The organism is Streptomyces sp. NPDC048248, assembly GCF_043201875.1.
Classification (GTDB): Bacteria; Actinomycetota; Actinomycetes; order Streptomycetales; family Streptomycetaceae; genus Streptomyces.
In genome coordinates, this window is record NZ_JBICZL010000002.1 from 1 (window position 1) to 15579 (window position 15579).

Annotated in this window: 13 protein-coding genes and 1 pseudogene; 5 read left to right on the forward strand and 9 right to left on the reverse strand. The window is 72.0% G+C overall.

What is annotated here, in order from left to right; all coding sequences use genetic code 11:
• Positions 1–154 precede the first annotated feature (154 nt).
• The 5 genes from fxsA to ACGFZW_RS03295 form a co-directional block, all read right to left on the reverse strand.
• Complete coding sequence (gene fxsA / locus ACGFZW_RS03275; RefSeq protein ID WP_393891300.1) at positions 155–730, reverse strand: FxsA family membrane protein; 576 nt, start codon at positions 728–730, stop codon at positions 155–157.
• A 115-nt stretch (positions 731–845) separates the two neighbouring features.
• Complete coding sequence (locus tag ACGFZW_RS03280) at positions 846–1604, reverse strand: polyprenol monophosphomannose synthase (RefSeq protein WP_393891301.1); 759 nt, start codon at positions 1602–1604, stop codon at positions 846–848.
• Positions 1601–3274, reverse strand: a complete 1674-nt coding sequence (lnt, locus tag ACGFZW_RS03285) for an apolipoprotein N-acyltransferase (protein WP_393891302.1) — start codon at positions 3272–3274, stop codon at positions 1601–1603. The genes ACGFZW_RS03280 and lnt overlap by 4 nt, the downstream gene beginning before the upstream one ends.
• 540 nt (positions 3275–3814) lie before the next feature.
• Positions 3815–5455: an amidohydrolase gene (locus ACGFZW_RS03290; RefSeq protein ID WP_393891303.1), complete on the reverse strand. Its 1641-nt coding sequence runs from the start codon at positions 5453–5455 to the stop codon at positions 3815–3817.
• A 56-nt stretch (positions 5456–5511) separates the two neighbouring features.
• Positions 5512–5952: an Lrp/AsnC family transcriptional regulator gene (locus ACGFZW_RS03295; RefSeq protein WP_026170119.1), complete on the reverse strand. Its 441-nt coding sequence runs from the start codon at positions 5950–5952 to the stop codon at positions 5512–5514.
• A gap of 209 nt (positions 5953–6161) precedes the next feature.
• Here ACGFZW_RS03295 and ACGFZW_RS03300 point away from each other — a divergent pair, with 209 nt between their 5' ends.
• The gene (locus tag ACGFZW_RS03300; protein ID WP_393891304.1) at positions 6162–6590 is read left to right on the forward strand and encodes a hypothetical protein; all 429 of its coding nucleotides are present in this window, start codon (positions 6162–6164) and stop codon (positions 6588–6590) included.
• A 24-nt stretch (positions 6591–6614) separates the two neighbouring features.
• On the opposite strand, the gene ACGFZW_RS03305 is transcribed toward ACGFZW_RS03300, so the two are convergent.
• From ACGFZW_RS03305 to ACGFZW_RS03315, 3 genes are all read right to left on the reverse strand, one after another.
• The gene (locus ACGFZW_RS03305; protein WP_393891305.1) at positions 6615–7706 is read right to left on the reverse strand and encodes a phosphotransferase family protein; all 1092 of its coding nucleotides are present in this window, start codon (positions 7704–7706) and stop codon (positions 6615–6617) included.
• Entirely contained in the window at positions 7703–8875 is a 1173-nt protein-coding gene (locus ACGFZW_RS03310; RefSeq protein WP_393891306.1) for a hypothetical protein, read from the reverse strand. Before ACGFZW_RS03310 ends, ACGFZW_RS03305 begins: the two co-directional genes overlap by 4 nt.
• Before the next feature lie 359 nt (positions 8876–9234).
• Entirely contained in the window at positions 9235–10407 is a 1173-nt protein-coding gene (locus tag ACGFZW_RS03315) for an acyl-CoA dehydrogenase family protein (protein WP_393891307.1), read from the reverse strand.
• Here ACGFZW_RS03315 and ACGFZW_RS03320 point away from each other — a divergent pair.
• Complete coding sequence (locus tag ACGFZW_RS03320; RefSeq protein ID WP_393891308.1) at positions 10391–10543, forward strand: hypothetical protein; 153 nt, start codon at positions 10391–10393, stop codon at positions 10541–10543. The two genes, ACGFZW_RS03315 and ACGFZW_RS03320, sit on opposite strands and share 17 nt — an antisense overlap.
• 209 nt (positions 10544–10752) lie before the next feature.
• Positions 10753–12030, forward strand: a complete 1278-nt coding sequence (locus ACGFZW_RS03325; RefSeq protein WP_393891309.1) for a glycoside hydrolase family 18 protein — start codon at positions 10753–10755, stop codon at positions 12028–12030.
• A gap of 95 nt (positions 12031–12125) precedes the next feature.
• Here the strand turns inward: ACGFZW_RS03325 and ACGFZW_RS03330 are convergent.
• Positions 12126–12428: pseudogene (locus ACGFZW_RS03330) on the reverse strand (TetR/AcrR family transcriptional regulator); the annotation flags it as partial.
• Between the two features lie 191 nt (positions 12429–12619).
• Here ACGFZW_RS03330 and ACGFZW_RS03335 point away from each other — a divergent pair.
• Entirely contained in the window at positions 12620–13936 is a 1317-nt protein-coding gene (locus ACGFZW_RS03335; protein WP_393891310.1) for a GAF domain-containing protein, read from the forward strand.
• A 68-nt stretch (positions 13937–14004) separates the two neighbouring features.
• Positions 14005–15528: an aldehyde dehydrogenase family protein gene (locus ACGFZW_RS03340; protein WP_393891311.1), complete on the forward strand. Its 1524-nt coding sequence runs from the start codon at positions 14005–14007 to the stop codon at positions 15526–15528.
• The last annotated feature ends 51 nt before the right edge of the window (positions 15529–15579 follow it).

Sequence of the window (15579 nt, forward strand, 5' to 3'; positions counted from 1 at the left end):
GCCACCATTAACTTGGCCCTCCACCGCCCCCACCCCACCCCAACGACCGCATCACAACCGCACTTCCTACGCCCCCACACCACTAACACGGGCGGGGCCCACCCCCCCGGGGGGCCCCCGGCCCTTGCCTGTTCGCGACTGCCGTTCGCGGCCCTCAGCCGGTCAGCGGCGGGTCCTGGCGCCGGGGGGCCGGAGGTTCGTCGTCGTGGATGACCTCGCCCTGGACGACCTTGCCGTCCGGGCGGCGCATGCGTGCCTGCTGGAAGGCGTCACCGAACGTCCCCGGGCTGTTGGCCGCCCGCCGGTTGAGGATCTTCTCCGCGCGGTGGTGGATCAGCTTTCCGGTCGGCGGGAAGAGGCAGAGCAGGCCCAGCGCGTCGGACACCAGGCCCGGCACCATCAGCAGCAGACCGCCGAGCATCGGCAGGGTGTTGCCGCTGCCGGACGCCGGGTCCTTGGGCGGCGCTGCGGGATCGCGGCCGGCCTGCAGGCTCTCGGTGAGGTTCTTCCAGGCGCGACGGCCGGCCCGCTTGATCACATACGCACCGGCGATCACGCCGGCCAGAAGCAGCAGGAAGACCGTCAGACCGTTCGTGGCATCGGCGACCACGATCAGCAGCCAGATCTCCAGCACCATCCAGGCGGCGATGCCCAACGGGACGAACCTGCGGGCGCGTGAACGCCTGGGTGGGCGGGGACCGGGCTGCGATGGCGTGGCTCCGAACGTCATGCCTCAAGTGTGCCTGGCCCGGCGCGCGGCGACTCCTGAGGGTCACGCGTCGGCGACCATCCGCCCACCGCGCCGCTTCCCGGTCCGCGCCCGGAGGAGAGCGGTGGACCGGCCGTCAGCGGCCGCGGAGCTTGCCCACGCGGGAGCCGATGCCCCAGGCCGTGACCCGCCACAGCGCCTCGACGACGATGTCACGGCTCATCTTGCTGTCGCCCAGCTCCCGCTCGACGAAGGTGATCGGCACCTCGACGACGTGGTGGCCGGCCTGGACGGCACGGCGGGCGAGGTCGACCTGGAAGCAGTAGCCCTGGGAGGCGATCTCGGCCAGACCGAGCCCCTCGAGGCTCTCCGCACGAAAGGCCCGGAAGCCGCCGGTCACATCGCGGATCGGGACGTCCAGCAGGATGCGGGAGTAGGTGCTGCCGCCGCGGGAGAGCATCTCGCGGGTCCTGGGCCAGTTCACGACGCGGCCGCCGGGAACCCAGCGGGAGCCGAGGACGAGGTCGGCGCCCTTGAGTGCGGTGAGCAGCCGGGGCAGTTCCTCGGGCTGGTGGGAGCCGTCGGCGTCCATCTCCACCAGCACGCCGTAGCCGTTGTCGATGCCCCAGCGGAAGCCCGCGAGGTAGGCGGCGCCGAGCCCTTCCTTGCCCTTGCGGTGCAGGACGTGGACCTGCTCGTCGGAGACGGCCAGCTCGTCGGCGAGCTTGCCGGTGCCGTCGGGGCTGTTGTCGTCGGCGACGAGCACATGGGCCTCGGGGACGGCGGACCGCACCCGCGAGACGATCGGCTTGATGTTCTCCGCCTCGTTGTACGTCGGAATGATCACCAAGGTGGTGCCGAGCGGACCGTACTGCCGCTGACCGCCGTCTGTCACTGCTGCCCCTTCTCGTCCTTCGAACGCCCGCGCCGGCCGATGACTGTCGCGGCGGCGCAGGACAGAAGACCAACGATAGCGAGCGCCCACTCAGGAGCTGCACCGACGCGGTCGGCGAGCGTCGTTTCGTCGCGCAGCGGGATGCGCGCGGACACCACGCCCCGGGTGAATTCCGGGATCTGGTGCGTGACGGTGCCGTCCGGGGCGACGACGGCGCTGATCCCGCTGGTGGCGGCGGTGACGACGGCACGGCCGTGCTCGACGGCGCGGAGCTTGGACATGGCCAGTTGCTGTTCCGGCTGGCCGGTCCGGCCGTAGGTGGCGTTGTTGGTCTGGATGACCAGAGCGCGGGCTCCGGCGTCGACCGTCTCGTGGACGATCTCGTCGTAGGCGACCTCGAAGCAGATGACATCGCCGAGCTTGGCGGGACCGATGTTCAGCACGCCGGTGTGGTCGCCCGGGTAGAAGTCGCGCGGCACCCGCTGGAAACGCGTGATGATCTTGCTGAGCTGCTCACGGAACGGCACGTACTCGCCGAACGGCACGGGGTGCTGCTTGGTGTACGAGGCGCCCGGGCCCTTCTTCGGGTCCCACACGATGCCCTCGTTGAAGACATAGCCCTGCCGGGACGGATGGTCGACGAGGGCACCGACGAGCACGGGGACGCCGATCGCCTTCACCGCCTCGTCGATCCGGTCGTAGGCCTGCGGGTACTGGAACGGGTCGAGGTCGGAGGAGTTCTCTGGCCAGATGACCAGATCGGGCTTCTTCGCCTTGCCCGCCTTGATGTCGGCGGCGAGCTTCTCGGTAGCCGTGGCGTGGTTGTCGAGGATCTTCATCGGGCGGCCCAGGAAGTCCATACCGGCCTGCTGGACGTTGCCCTGGACGACGGCGATGTCGACGCTGTCGTCGGCCTTGGTCGGGACGGGTACGGCCGCGCCGGCCACGGTGAGGGCGGCGGCGAGGCCGAACGCTTCCAGGGCCGGGACCGCGCGGCGCAGCGTGCCCGAGCCGCGCAGGCCCCAGAGGATGGCGGCGCAAGCGGCCAGCAGGGTGCCGGTCAGGGCGACCACGAAGGTGACCAGCGGGGCGCCGCCCAGCGCGGCGAGCGGCGTGAACGGCGAGGCGGTGTTGGCGAAGGCGAGCCGTCCCCAGGGGAAGCCGCCGAACGGGAGGCGGTCGCGGGCCCACTCCTCCGCGACCCACAGACAGGCGGCCCACAGCGGCCAGGCCGGCAGCCGCGAGGTGCCGGCCAGCGCGGCCCCCAGAAGCGTCACGAAGAGCGCCTGGACGACGGAGAGTCCCACCACCGCGTCCCAGCCGATGACATGCAGCCACTTCAGCAGGAGCAGGAAGAAGGGCACGCCGAAGGCGAAGCCCGTCCAGGCGCCCTGACGGACACTCCGGCCGCGGGTCAGCAGCGAGAGCGCGGCCACGGCCACCAGGGACAGCGGCCACAGGTCGTACGGCGGGAAGGCGAAGCCCAGCGCCACCCCGGAGACGACGGCCACGCCGGTGCGCGGTGCGGTACGGCGGGCGAGCGCGAGGAGCCGGCGGGCGCGGCCGGGACGGCTCCGCCCGTCGGCCGAACCCGCCTCCGCGGGCGGCACCGGGCCGTCGGGCGAGGTGTCGCTGACGGCTTCTACGGTGGTGTCGGAACCCGATGGCACGGTCGCGCCTTCCTTCAGGTCGTGCGGTGGTGAGCTGACCGTACATCGGGTGGCCGCGGTTGCGGGTGCGGGGTGCGCGCGGTAGAGGGCGCAGCGGGAGGGTGCGGATCGGGGCCCGGCGCCCTTCGGGCCGACCTGGGACCCGCTGGCTGCGGGTCGACCGAAAGCCGTTGTCTACTGAGCATCCGGGCCCCACCCGGGTCGCACCTTCCCCCACGCTCTGAAGGAGCAGGGAGGGACCCCCATCCGGCCGAAACCAATCCGGCGCGTCGGGCCGCTGATGCTGGACCTGGCTCCCAGCGGCGGTGTGCCGGTGTGGCACCCCGCCCCATGGCCCAGCTGCGTTCGACGACTGCGCGGAGGTCTCCCGATCGGACGTCCTGGTGGTGGACTCGGCCGAACCTACCGGCCGCCGACCGCCTGCTGTCAACAGGTGCCCCGCCTGCGTCGTTTTCGCGTCGGGCCAGGTCAGTGGCGCGCCTTCGCAGGTCGGGCGAGTAGCCGCACGGACGTCCTCGGGCGGCACGCGGCCGCGCGATGTCACTCGTTCGGCCGCCCGAAGACCGTCCGGCCGCCGACGACGGTGCTCAGGCATTCCGGGAGGGCGCTGCCGGGGGTGAGATCGGGCAGGCCAGGGGTGCCGGAGCGGGGGTCGGTCGACCACCGTTGGACGCGCTCGTCGGGGGCCTGGACGAGGAGGTCTCCAGTGCGCCAGACCGCGTAGTCGGCGGGGGCTCCGGGGACCAGGATGCCCGCGTCGTCGCGGCCGATGGCGCGCCAGCCGCCGCGGGTGTGCGCGGTGAACGCGGCGCGGGCGGAGATGCCGTGGGCGCGGGTGCGGTGGAAGACGGCGGCGCGCAGCGTGCCCCAGGGGTCGAGTGGGGTGACCGGGCTGTCGGAGCCCAGGGCGAGCGGCACTCCGGCCTTGAGCAGGGCGGCGTAGGGGTTGAGGGTGCGTGCCCGGTCGGCGCCCAGGCGGGCGGCGTACATGCCGCTGTCGCCGCCCCAGGCGGCGTCGAAGGCGGGTTGGACGGAGGCGGTCAGGGCCAGATCGGCGAAGGCGGCGAGGGTGGCGTCGGTGAGCATCTCGGCGTGTTCGACGCGGTGCCGTGCGGCACGCACCCGCTGCAGGCCGACGCGGTCGGCGGCGGCGCGTACGCCGTCGACGACGGTGGTCAGGGCGGCGTCGCCGATGGCGTGGAAACCGGCCTGGAGGCCGGCTTCGGTGCAGGCGGCGACGTGCGCGGCGACCTCCTCGGCGGTGAGGTGCGCGCTGCCGGTGTGCGGGGCGTCGGCGTACGGGGCGTGGAGGTGGGCGGTGTGCGAGCCGAGGGAGCCGTCGACGAAGAGGTCTCCGGCGGCACCGACGGCGCCCAGGTCACGGATCCGGTCGGCTTCCTTTGCGGTTGCGATCTTTTCTGCCCAGTAGCCGACGACCCGCGGGCCGTGCCCCTCCGCGGCCAGGGCGAGCAGGGCGGTGAAGTCGTCCTCACCGGAGATGTCCGGGCCGGCGCACTCGTGGAGGGTGCCGATGCCGAGGGAGGCGGCGCGGGCGAGCGCGGCGGTCTGGGCGTCGGCGCGCTGCGCCGCGGTGAGCGTGGCGTACGCGGTCTGCCGCACCGCGTGGTGGGCATCGCCGGTCAGCGGGGCGTCGGGCCGGAAGCCGGTGCGCTCACGGATGCCCGGGACGAGGTCGAGCAGAGCGGTGGTGACGACGGCGGAGTGCACGTCGACCCGGGTGAGGTAGAGGGGACGGCCGCCGGCGGCGTCGTCCAGTTCGGCGCGGGACGGCGGGCGGCCCTCGGGCCAGGCAGTGGCGTCCCAGCCGTGGCCGAGCAGGATCCGGTCCGCCGGGCGGGCCGTGGCGTGGGCACGGATCCGGGCCAGTGCGTCGGGCAGCGTGGCGGCGCCGGAGAGGTCGAGGCCGGTGAGCGCGAGACCGGTCGCCGTGGTGTGCACGTGTGCGTCCGTGAACGCGGGGGTGACCAGTGCGCCATCGAGGTGAACGATCTCGTCGACGCCGTCGGCGAAGGAGTCGGCGGCACCCTCCTCACCGACCCAGGCGATGCTGCCGCCTTCCACGACCATGGCGGTGGCGAAGGGGTCCGCCGGACTGTGCACCTCACCGCCGCGCAGCAGAACGGTTCGGGGACGGGCCGGGTCGGGGGTGCGCTCGCTCATACCGGACAGTTTGCCGCCTGCGCGCGCGGCCGCCGCGCGCGGGGTCGGATGCCCGGTCAGATGCGGGGCGGCCGCGCCTCGTACGGGGTGGAGAGCACGACCGTGGTGCGGGTGGAGACACCGGCCAGGGTGCGGATGCGGGTGAGCAGGTGCTCCAGCTCCAGGGGGGTGGCGACCCGGACCTTGAGGATGTAGTTCTCGTCGCCGGCGACGCTGTGGCATGCCTCCAGCTCGGGGACCTCGGCGAGCCGATCGGCGATGTCGTCGGGCGCGCTCGGGTCGAAGGGTTTGACCGAGATGAAGGCGGTGAGCGGCAGCCCCACGGCTTCGGGGTCGACGATGGCCGCATAGCCCCGGATGACACCGCGCTGTTCAAGGCGGCGCACACGCTGATGTACCGCCGAGGTCGAAAGGCCGGTGGCCTTGCCCAGGTCGGTGTAGCTCATCCGCCCGTCCTTGACGAGAAGATCCACGATTTGTCGGTCCAACTCCTCCACCCGCTCAACTTACTGCGCCCAGGCGCGTGCGCGCACCGCGCGCCGGATCGTGGACACCCCTGCGGCGAGCAGTGTGACGAATGCCACACGTGCGCCCCCGTGTCCGTCGGGCGGCGGCGATTATGCGCGCGGCATGAGGGGAATTGCTCGTGGTGGCCGGGGCCGCCCGTCACAGGAAGTCAGCGGCCCGATCGGCCCACCCGAGGGGGATGGACATCATGCGACGCCTGAAGCAGGAATCCGCTGCGGCGAACGTCGGCGCCCAGGAGGGCGACAGTCCCGGTTCCACCGGCGACGACGACGCGTACGAAGCATTCGAGACCTTTGAGATCTACCGGGTGACCTGCCCGGACTGCATGCAGCCGATCGCGCTGCTCGCGGACGAGGACACCCTTCCCGAGCACGCACTGTGCCCCTCGCCGTGGAACCCCTTCGGCCTGACGGTGTGCCAGGGGTCGGGGCGGCCGGTGGCCGAGGCCCCCTCGACCGACGACACCCTGGACGCCCAGGAGCAGGACGCCGCCGTGCTGCTGACGCTCCCGGAGGGCCTGGACTGGCGCCGTCAGCCCTTCTCCCACGTCGGAGGGCCCGGCACCCGGCCGACCCGGATCGAGCCCCAGGTGCGCCGTCAGGCCTGAGCCGGGCGGGCTCAGGCGGCGGCGTCACCAGTAACGGCCGGCGAGCATGGCCTCCAGCGTGTCCCGGTGCAGGACCAGCGCATCGGGCTCGTCGGGGGCGGCCGCCTCGCCGAAGTGAATCCGCCGGTAGGCCACCCTCAGCATGACGATCGCGTGCCGCAGCGCCGCGTAAAGGGCGTGGAACTCCATGTCGCGGGGCGCATGCCCGGTGAGCCGGGCGTAGCGTCCCTCGATGTCGTCGCGCCGCAGAAAGCCGGGCAGTCCGCGCTGACCTGAGGCGACGGTGAGGTCCTGGAAGAAGCGGTGCAGATACACCATCCAGCCCAGGTCCAGTTCGCGGGGCCCGAGGGCGGCCATCTCCCAGTCCAGTACGGCCGCCGGCGTGAAACCGTCGTAGACGATATTGCCGATCCTGGCATCTCCCCAGGTCAGCACCGTCTCGCCGGGGTCGGACGGCCAGTGGTCCGCGAGCCATCGGAAGCCGCGCTCGATCAGTGGTGAGCGGGGGCGCCCCTGGACGACCCAGGCGTAGTAGGCGTGTTGGGCTTCGACATGTCGGTGCAGGGCGGTTCCCGGGCCGGGCGTGGCGAGGAAGTCGGCAGCCCCGGAAGGCACTTGGTCGTGCAGGCGGGCGAGGACCGAGACGCTGGCGGCTTCGAGGTGCTCCCGTTCGGCGTCGGTGGCCGCATGCAGCCAACTTCCCTCGTACGTATAGGGCATGACGTCCGGCGGGACGCGCCCTGCGGCTCGCTCCATGACGAAGAACGGCGCGCCGAGGTGCGCCGGGTCCTCCTCCAGCCAGAGGGTGCGGGGCACCGGGAGGTCGGTGCGCTCGGCGACCAGGCGCATGGTGCGGTACTGCCGGGCCATGTCGTAGCGGGGGAAGACGGTGTACGCCGTGGGGTCGGCGGCCAGCCGTAGGGCGCAGGAGCGGACCGGCGCGCCGGGGTGGTCGATGTCGAAGAGCAGCGTTTCGCTGGACATGCCGTTGGAGTCGGGAACGGTCGCTCCGACGGCGCGGGCGCCGGGCAGACGGGTACCGAGCCAGGCGGTGAGGCGGCGGGTGAGCGCTTCGGGGTCGCGGGTGGTGGTCCGGGGGCGGGGCGCGGTGGTCATCGGCCGGCCTCCTCCTGCCCGGAGGTCAGCGACGCGTCGGGAGCGGCTGCGGGGGCCACGGAATCGTAGCCGGTGAAGCCGCTGGGGTCGTGCCGCCCGAAGCTGCCGTGCTCGAAGATGCCGTACCCGGTCCGGCCGTCGAGGGTGAAGCGGGCCGCGTGATCGGTGACGCCGTAGGCCGCGAGCGGGTGGGCCGCGGGGTCGGAGAGGTCGTGGACGCGGCGGTCGGACCAGCCCCGCCCCCGCCAGGTGCCGTGCTGCCAGTCGTCGGCCGGCGGATAGCCGGCGCCGACCGCGAGGGGCGAGGAGGTGAGGATCTCCGCGGTGAGGGTGAGGGGTTTGCGGGCCGGGTCGGTGAGGTGGATGACGGCACGCTCGGGGTGGCGGGTGCCGGGCCGGTAGGTGATGTCCGTGTGCGGCCAGCCGAGTTGGGTGTCGCGCGCCCCCTCACGGACGGACATGGCCTCGTTGAGCGTGCGGTGGCCGTCGGCGTCCTCCTGGACGATGACCATGAGGAACCGGTCGTCGAAGCGCACCGGGCACCACACCCAGTGGAAGCCCTCGGGCCGCAGCTCCTCGGCGGCCCGGCCGCCGTCCTCACCGGGAATGGGACGCACGCCCCAGCTTCGGTCCCTGGTGCCCGTCCACTCCCCCGTCGTGACGGCGATCTCCTGTCCGCCGACGCGGATCGTCCCGGTGCAGGTGCCGGCCTGCACGAAGCGGCGGCCTTCGAGCATCAGGCGGTCGCCGCGGTACTGGGTGTGGTGGGGCTCCCAGGTGGCGGGGAAGGCCGCGGTCCACGTCAGGTCGTAGGCGAGACCGTCCGGGTCGTCGGGGTCGGCGGCGCAGGTGAGGCGCAGCCGCTGCAGCGGCTTGTCGACGGTGATGCCGAGCGGGCCGACGGTGAGCGCCAGCCGATCGTCGCTGAGCGCGTCGGAGGCCCGTACGGCGTGCAGTCGGTCACCGAGACGGAGAGTGGCGTAGGCGTCGATGACTCCGGTGTTGGGGTAGACGCCGAGGCCGGCGATGAGCAAAGCGCGGCCCGAGTGGTCCATGACGTGGAAGATGCACCGGTCGTAGGCGTTGCGGTCGCCGGTGGCGACATGCCGCATGGACAGCGGGGCCTGGTGGATCGGGTACTCGTCGAGCGCGATCGGGCGGTCGGACACGGTCTCCTCCTGGACGCGCGGTCGGCACGGTCGTCGCCCGGAGTGCGGTTCGGGCAGCCGGAGTTGACGGTACGTCAGGAATTGGTGAGCGGCCATAGCCGCGGCGCGGGCGGAAGTGCCATGCGTCGGGCGGGAGCCCCTCGCCCCTTGGCGAGTTGCGGCGGAAGAATGGCGCAAATACGCCCGGCTCCCCCCACGGGAGCCGGGCGTACGACTGTGGGACGCAGACCGGCGTCGAAGCACCCCGGTCTGCGCGAACGGGCCGGGGCAGCGGTGGCGCGCGCCGGCTTGCCGTCAGCGCACCTCTGTCGGCGCTGCCGGCTCTTCGGCATGCCGCCCTGTCGGCTCCGCCGGCTCCGTCAGCGCGATTCGGGGCCCGCCAGATGGCGGGCGATGACCATCCGCTGGATCTGGTTGGTGCCCTCGACGATCTGCAGGACCTTGGCCTCGCGCATATAGCGCTCGGCCGGGAAGTCCAGGGTGTAGCCGTAGCCGCCGAGAAGCTGGACCGCGTCGGTGGTCACCCGCATCGCGGTGTCGGTGCAGAAGAGCTTGGCCATCGCCGCTTCCTTGGAGAACGGCAGTCCGGCATCGCGCAGCCGGGCGGCACTGAGATAGAGCGCTCGACCCGCCTCCACCTGGGTGGCCATATCGGCGAGCATGAAGCGCAGGCCCTGGAAGTCGGCGATCGGGCGGCCGAACTGGCGGCGCGTGGCGGTGTAGGCCAGCGCTTCGTCCAGCGCTGCCTGCGCGACGCCGACGGCGCATGCCGCGATCCCCAGTCGGCCGGACTCCAGGGCGGAGAGAGCGATGGGGAAGCCCTGCCCCTCCTCGCCGAGGCGGCGGGAGTCGGGGACACGGACGCCGTCGAAGTGCAGCTGGGCGGTCGGCGAGCCCTTCATGCCCATCTTCCGCTCGGGCTGGGCGGCGCTCAGCCCCTCGGCGTCGCCGGGGACCAGGAATGCCGTGATGCCGTGGGAGCCGCTGCCGCCGGTGCGGGCCAGGACGGTATAGAAATCGGCCACGCCGCCGTGGGTGATCCACGCCTTGGTGCCGTTCAGCGTCCAGATGTCGCCGTCCCGGGTGGCGCGCGTGGCCAGGGAGGCCGCGTCGGAGCCCGACGCGGGTTCGGAGAGGCAGTACGCGCCCAGGAGTCCGCCGCCGAGCATGGCCGGAAGGTGCTCGGCGCGCTGCTCCTTGCTGCCGTATCCGGCCAGCGCGTGACAGGAGAGGGTGTGCACGCTGACGCCGAGGCCGACGGTGAGGCGGGCGGCCGCCAGCTCCTCCAGGACCTGGAGGTACACCTCATAGGGCTGGTCGCCGCCGCCGAATTCCTCGGCGAACGGGAGGGACAGCAGACCGGCTTCCGACAGCAGCCGGAAGGTCTCGCGCGGGAAGTGCCCGGCGTCCTCCTCCTCGGCGGCCATGGGCCGGATCTCGCGCTCCGTGAGCTCGCGTACGAGCGTCATCAGATCGTGGGCTTCCTCCGTGGGCAGCCTGCGGTCCACCGGCTGGATGCCGTACTCGGTCATGGCGGCGCTCTCCTCCCTGTCGGGCGCTGCGGCGACGCTCGCGCGGGGTGAGGCGGCGACGCCGGGTTTCCGTGGTGCCGAGCCGATGATCGCCTTCCGGGTCGCGGACGGCGGTGACCTGCAGCTGTGGCGCTAGGAGTATGCCCGATCGGCGGCCCCACGTCACGGGTTGATCTTCAGCCGTTGGCCGAGGGGCATCGGGCGCGCGCCCCGCCACCAAATTGGTCCGAACCATTGACCCCAGTGGTCTAGTCCTTCTACCTTCTGCTCCAACGTTCAACGCGTTCATGCCAATTCGGAACGCAGGTCAGGCTCCACCCCTCGATCCCCCTCCGAGGAGACGACATGCTCAGACCGCACCGGAAGCGATCACCGCGCAGGCTGATCGCCGCCGCCACCACCCTGTGTACGGCGGCGCTGGCCGGCGCCCTGCTCGCCGGATCGGCCACCGCACTCCCGGCCGGCGCCCCCACCACCGCGCGAACCGCTGCCACGACCACCGCACAGCCGGCCGCCGCGGGCAACAAGGTCGTCGGATACTTCACCAACTGGGGTGTCTACGACCGCAATTATCACGTCAAGAACATCGAGACGTCGGGGTCCGCCGCCAAGCTGACCCACATCAACTACGCCTTCGGCAACGTCCAGGGCGGCAAGTGCGCGATCGGCGACTCCTACGCCGACTACGACAAGGCGTACACCGCCGACCAGAGCGTCGACGGCAAGGCGGACACCTGGGACGCCGGTGCGCTGCGTGGCAACTTCAACCAGCTGCGCAAGCTCAAGAAGCTGCACCCCGACCTCAAGGTGATCTGGTCGTTCGGCGGCTGGACCTGGTCCGGCGGGTTCACGGAGGCGGCCAAGAACCCCGACGCGTTCGCGCAGTCCTGCCTGGACCTGGTCGAGGACAAGCGCTGGGCCGATGTGTTCGACGGCATCGACATCGACTGGGAGTACCCCAACGCCTGCGGTCTGACCTGCGACAGCAGCGGCAGGGACGCCTTCACCAAGGTCATGAAGTCGCTGCGTGCGAAGTTCGGCACGGGCAACCTCGTGACCGCGGCGATCACCGCGGACGCCTCGGCCGGGGGCAAGATCGACGCCACCGACTACGCGGGCGCTGCGCAGTACGTCGACTGGTACAACCCGATGACGTACGACTACTTCGGTGCGTGGGACGCCAAGGGGCCGACGGCGCCGCATTCCCCGCTGGCGTCGTACAGCGGTATCCCCAAGGCCGGTTTCAACACCACCGACACCACCAAGAAGCTCAAGGACCTCGGCATCCCGGCCGGGAAGCTGCTGCTGGGCATCGGCTTCTACGGACGCGGCTGGGCCGGCGTCACCCAGGACGCACCGGGCGGTACGGCCACCGGCGCGGCGCCCGGCAAGTACGAGGCGGGCATCGAGGACTACAAGAACCTCAAGGGACGCTGCCCGGCCACCGGCAAGGTGGGTGGCACCGCCTACGCCAAGTGCGGTGACCAGTGGTGGAGTTACGACACTCCCGAGACCATCGGCACGAAGATGGCCTTCAAGGACGCGCAGGGCATGGGCGGCACGTTCTTCTGGGAGCTGAGCGGTGACACCTCCAACGGCGAGCTGATCAAGGCGATCCGCTAGCCGCGGCGGTACACGCGCGACGAGGGCGGGAGGCTGCGGTCTCCCGCCCTTGCGTGTGCCCACCGGGTCGGAGCCGCCCCGCCTTCGCCGTGGTCTCACAGCTGCGGGCGGGGCGGCGCCGGCCAGCTCGGCTCGTACTCCTCGACGAGCCGGAGCGTGTCCCCCAGGCCGCGCACCAGCAGCGCCACCACCGTCTCGCGCGGCACCTGCCGTTCGGCGATCCAGTCCAGGGTGACGCCCTCGACGCCGGCGAGCCAGCCGACCAGCGCGGTGCGGGCCAGCGGCGGGATGTCCTCCCTCCCCCGGGCGCCCCGCGCGATGGTGGCGAGCAGCTCGGCGCGGACGGTGTCCCGGATCGCCACCACCTCCGCGTCGAACCCCACGCCACCGCTGATGATGGCGCCTCACGGCGCCTCCCGGTTCGCCTGAGGCCCTGCGTCGGTCGCCCGCTCACCCTCCCGATGCCCAGCCTCATGCGGTCAACAGCAGCACCGCGGCGGCAGGTTGAGACCGGTGGGGTTTACGGGTCCGCCCGCTGCGAGCACCATCGGCGGTGACGGGGCAGGCGGCAGCACCGGAGAGGTGACACGTGGTCAACCCTTGGCTGGCGATGGAGGCGGGCACCGACCCCGTCGAGCGCACGCGCACGGTACGGCGGGCGCATGAGGCGTTCCTGGCGGGCGAGGCCGTCGCACCACCCGTCCGCCGGGTGGTCGCGGAGTCCTGGCGCCGTTCGGCCGACGCCCGGGCCACCTCGGACGGCGCCGCCCCCATCGAACTGGACGGCACCGCACTGCACAGCTACCGCGACGCGCACCCCCTCGCCCGCGCGATGCCCGTCTTCCGGGACCTGCTCGGTGCCATCGCCGAGGACGGTGCGCATCTGCTGGCCGTCTGCGACCCGCTGGGCCGCCTGCTGTGGGTCGAGGGACACCAGGGGGTTCTGCGCAAGGCGGCACGGATGAACTTCGTCGTCGGCGCCCGCTGGGACGAGCGGCACGCCGGCACCAACGCGCCGGGAACCGCGCTCGCCTCGGATCACGCCGTACAGATCTTCGCGGCGGAGCACTACAACCGGCAGGTCCAGCGCTGGACCTGCGCCGCGGCGCCCCTCCACGACCTGCGGACCGGACGCCTGCTGGGCGCCGTGGACATCACCGGCGGTGACCACCTCGCGAGCCCGCACAGTCTGGCCCTGGTGCAGGCCACCGCGCGCGCCGCGGAGGCCCATCTCGCCGCGTCGGCGCGCGAGCCGGGCGTCTTCCTGACGGCGCTGGGGCGGGACGAGGCTCTGCTGGTCGTCGACGGTGAGCGACTGCGGCTGGGCCGCAGGCACAGCGAGATCATGGTGCTTCTCGCCCAGCACCCCGAGGGGCTGACGGGTGATCAGCTCTCGGTTTCCCTGTACGGCGAGCGCGAGATGCGCCCGGTGACGCTGCGGGCCGAGATGTCCCGGCTCCGGCATCTGGTGGGCCCGCTGATCAGCTCCCGCCCGTACCGCCTCGGCCGATCCGTCGAGACCGATCTCGCGGCGGCCGAGCGGGAAGTGGCCGACGGTCGGCTCGATGCCGCCCTGGACACCTATCGCGGGCCGCTGCTGCCGCTGTCCGAGGCGCCCGGTGTACGGCGGCTGCGCGACGGCCTGGCGGATCGGATGCGTCGCGCGCTGCTCGGTGCGCGGGACCCCGGGCAGCTGTGCCAGTGGTCCCGCACCCCATGGGGAGAGGACGACCTGGAGATCTGGGAGGCCCTGGTGGAGGCCCTCCCTGAGCGCTCGCCGGCACGCTCCGTGCCGAGCGCCACCGCCCGCAGCCTGCGCGCCGCGTATGGCCTGACCGGCGGTCCGGCCGCCCCGCGGACGCGGCCCGCCCGGCGCGCAACGTTCGCGCAACCTCCGCCGCCCTAGCGTGCCGCGCAACGCCCACCGCACGGAAGCGGTGGGCACCGCGTCGAATGTGAAGGGGAGGCCGCCCCATGGCCCGTTACGCCAGCCCGGGTTCCGCCGATGCCGTGATGAATTACCAGGCCCGCTACGACCACTGGATCGGCGGCGAGTACGTGGCGCCCGCGCTCGGCCGGTACTTCGAGAACCCGACCCCGGTCAACGGCAAGCCGTTCACCGAGATCGCGCGCGGCACGGCGGAGGACGTCGAGCGCGCGCTGGACGCGGCGCACGCGGCCGCGCCCGGCTGGGCCCGCACCGCGGCGGCCGAGCGGGCAGCCGTCCTCAACAAGATCGCGGACCGGATGGAGCAGAACCTCGAAGCGCTGGCGGTCGCCGAGAGCTGGGAGAACGGCAAGCCCGTACGGGAGACCCTGGCGGCCGACCTCCCGCTCGCCATCGACCACTTCCGGTACTTCGCGGGTGCCGTGCGGGCGCAGGAGGGCACCCTTTCGGAGATCGACGAGGACACCGTCGCCTACCACTTCCACGAACCGCTGGGCGTCGTCGCGCAGATCATCCCCTGGAACTTCCCCATCCTCATGGCGACGTGGAAGCTCGCCCCTGCGCTGGCCGCGGGCAACGCGGTGGTCCTCAAGCCGGCCGAACAGACGCCTGCGTCGGTGCACTTCCTGATGAGTCTGATCGCGGACCTGCTGCCGCCCGGCGTGGTCAACATCGTCAACGGCTTCGGCGCCGAGGCGGGCAAGCCACTGGCCTCCAGCCCGCGCGTGGCCAAGGTCGCCTTCACCGGGGAGACCACCACCGGGCGCCTGATCATGCAGTACGCCTCCGAGCACCTGCGGCCGGTCACGCTCGAACTCGGCGGCAAGAGCCCCAACATCTTCTTCGACGACGTCTCGTCTTCGGTGGACGACTTCCACGACAAGGCGCTGGAAGGCTTCACCATGTTCGCCCTCAACCAGGGCGAGGTCTGCACCTGCCCGTCCCGTGCGCTCATCCAGCGCGGTCACTACCAGGACTTCCTGGCGGCGGGAGTCGCCCGTACGGAGAAGATCGTCCAAGGTCATCCGCTGGACACCGACACCATGATCGGCGCCCAGGCCTCCAACGACCAGTTGGAGAAGATCCTGTCCTACCTCGACATCGGCCAGAAGGAGGGCGCCCGCATCCTCACCGGCGGCTCCCGCGCCGAGCTGGGCGGCGAGCTGGAGGGCGGCTACTACGTCCGGCCCACGATCTTCGAAGGCAGCAACGACATGCGCGTCTTCCAGGAGGAGATCTTCGGCCCCGTGGTGGCCGTCGCGCCCTTCACCGACTTCGAGGACGCGATCGGCATCGCCAACGACACGCTGTACGGACTGGGCGCCGGCGTGTGGACCAGGGACGGCTCCACCGCCTACCGCGCCGGCCGCGCCATCCAGGCGGGCCGCGTGTGGACCAACTGCTACCACGCCTATCCGGCACATGCCGCGTTCGGCGGCTACAAGCAGTCCGGCATCGGCCGTGAGAACCACAAGATGATGCTGGACCACTACCAGCAGACGAAGAACCTGCTGGTGAGCTACTCGGCGAAGAAGCTGGGGTTCTTCTGACGGCATGAAGGCGCCTGAACCGAGCTTTCCCCCGTCAGGCGCCCTTCGCTC

What these genes read in the sequence shown, in the direction of transcription:
- fxsA (WP_393891300.1), bottom strand. Translation starts at nt 730, where the DNA reads ATGACGTTCGGAGCCACGCCATCGCAGCCCGGTCCCCGCCCACCCAGG.
- ACGFZW_RS03290 (WP_393891303.1), bottom strand. Translation starts at nt 5,455, where the DNA reads ATGAGCGAGCGCACCCCCGACCCGGCCCGTCCCCGAACCGTTCTGCTG.
- ACGFZW_RS03300 (WP_393891304.1), top strand. Translation starts at nt 6,162, where the DNA reads ATGGACATCATGCGACGCCTGAAGCAGGAATCCGCTGCGGCGAACGTC.
- ACGFZW_RS03305 (WP_393891305.1), bottom strand. Translation starts at nt 7,706, where the DNA reads ATGACCACCGCGCCCCGCCCCCGGACCACCACCCGCGACCCCGAAGCG.
- ACGFZW_RS03320 (WP_393891308.1), top strand. Translation starts at nt 10,391, where the DNA reads ATGCCGTACTCGGTCATGGCGGCGCTCTCCTCCCTGTCGGGCGCTGCG.
- ACGFZW_RS03315 (WP_393891307.1), bottom strand. Translation starts at nt 10,407, where the DNA reads ATGACCGAGTACGGCATCCAGCCGGTGGACCGCAGGCTGCCCACGGAG.
- ACGFZW_RS03325 (WP_393891309.1), top strand. Translation starts at nt 10,753, where the DNA reads ATGCTCAGACCGCACCGGAAGCGATCACCGCGCAGGCTGATCGCCGCC.
- ACGFZW_RS03340 (WP_393891311.1), top strand. Translation starts at nt 14,005, where the DNA reads ATGGCCCGTTACGCCAGCCCGGGTTCCGCCGATGCCGTGATGAATTAC.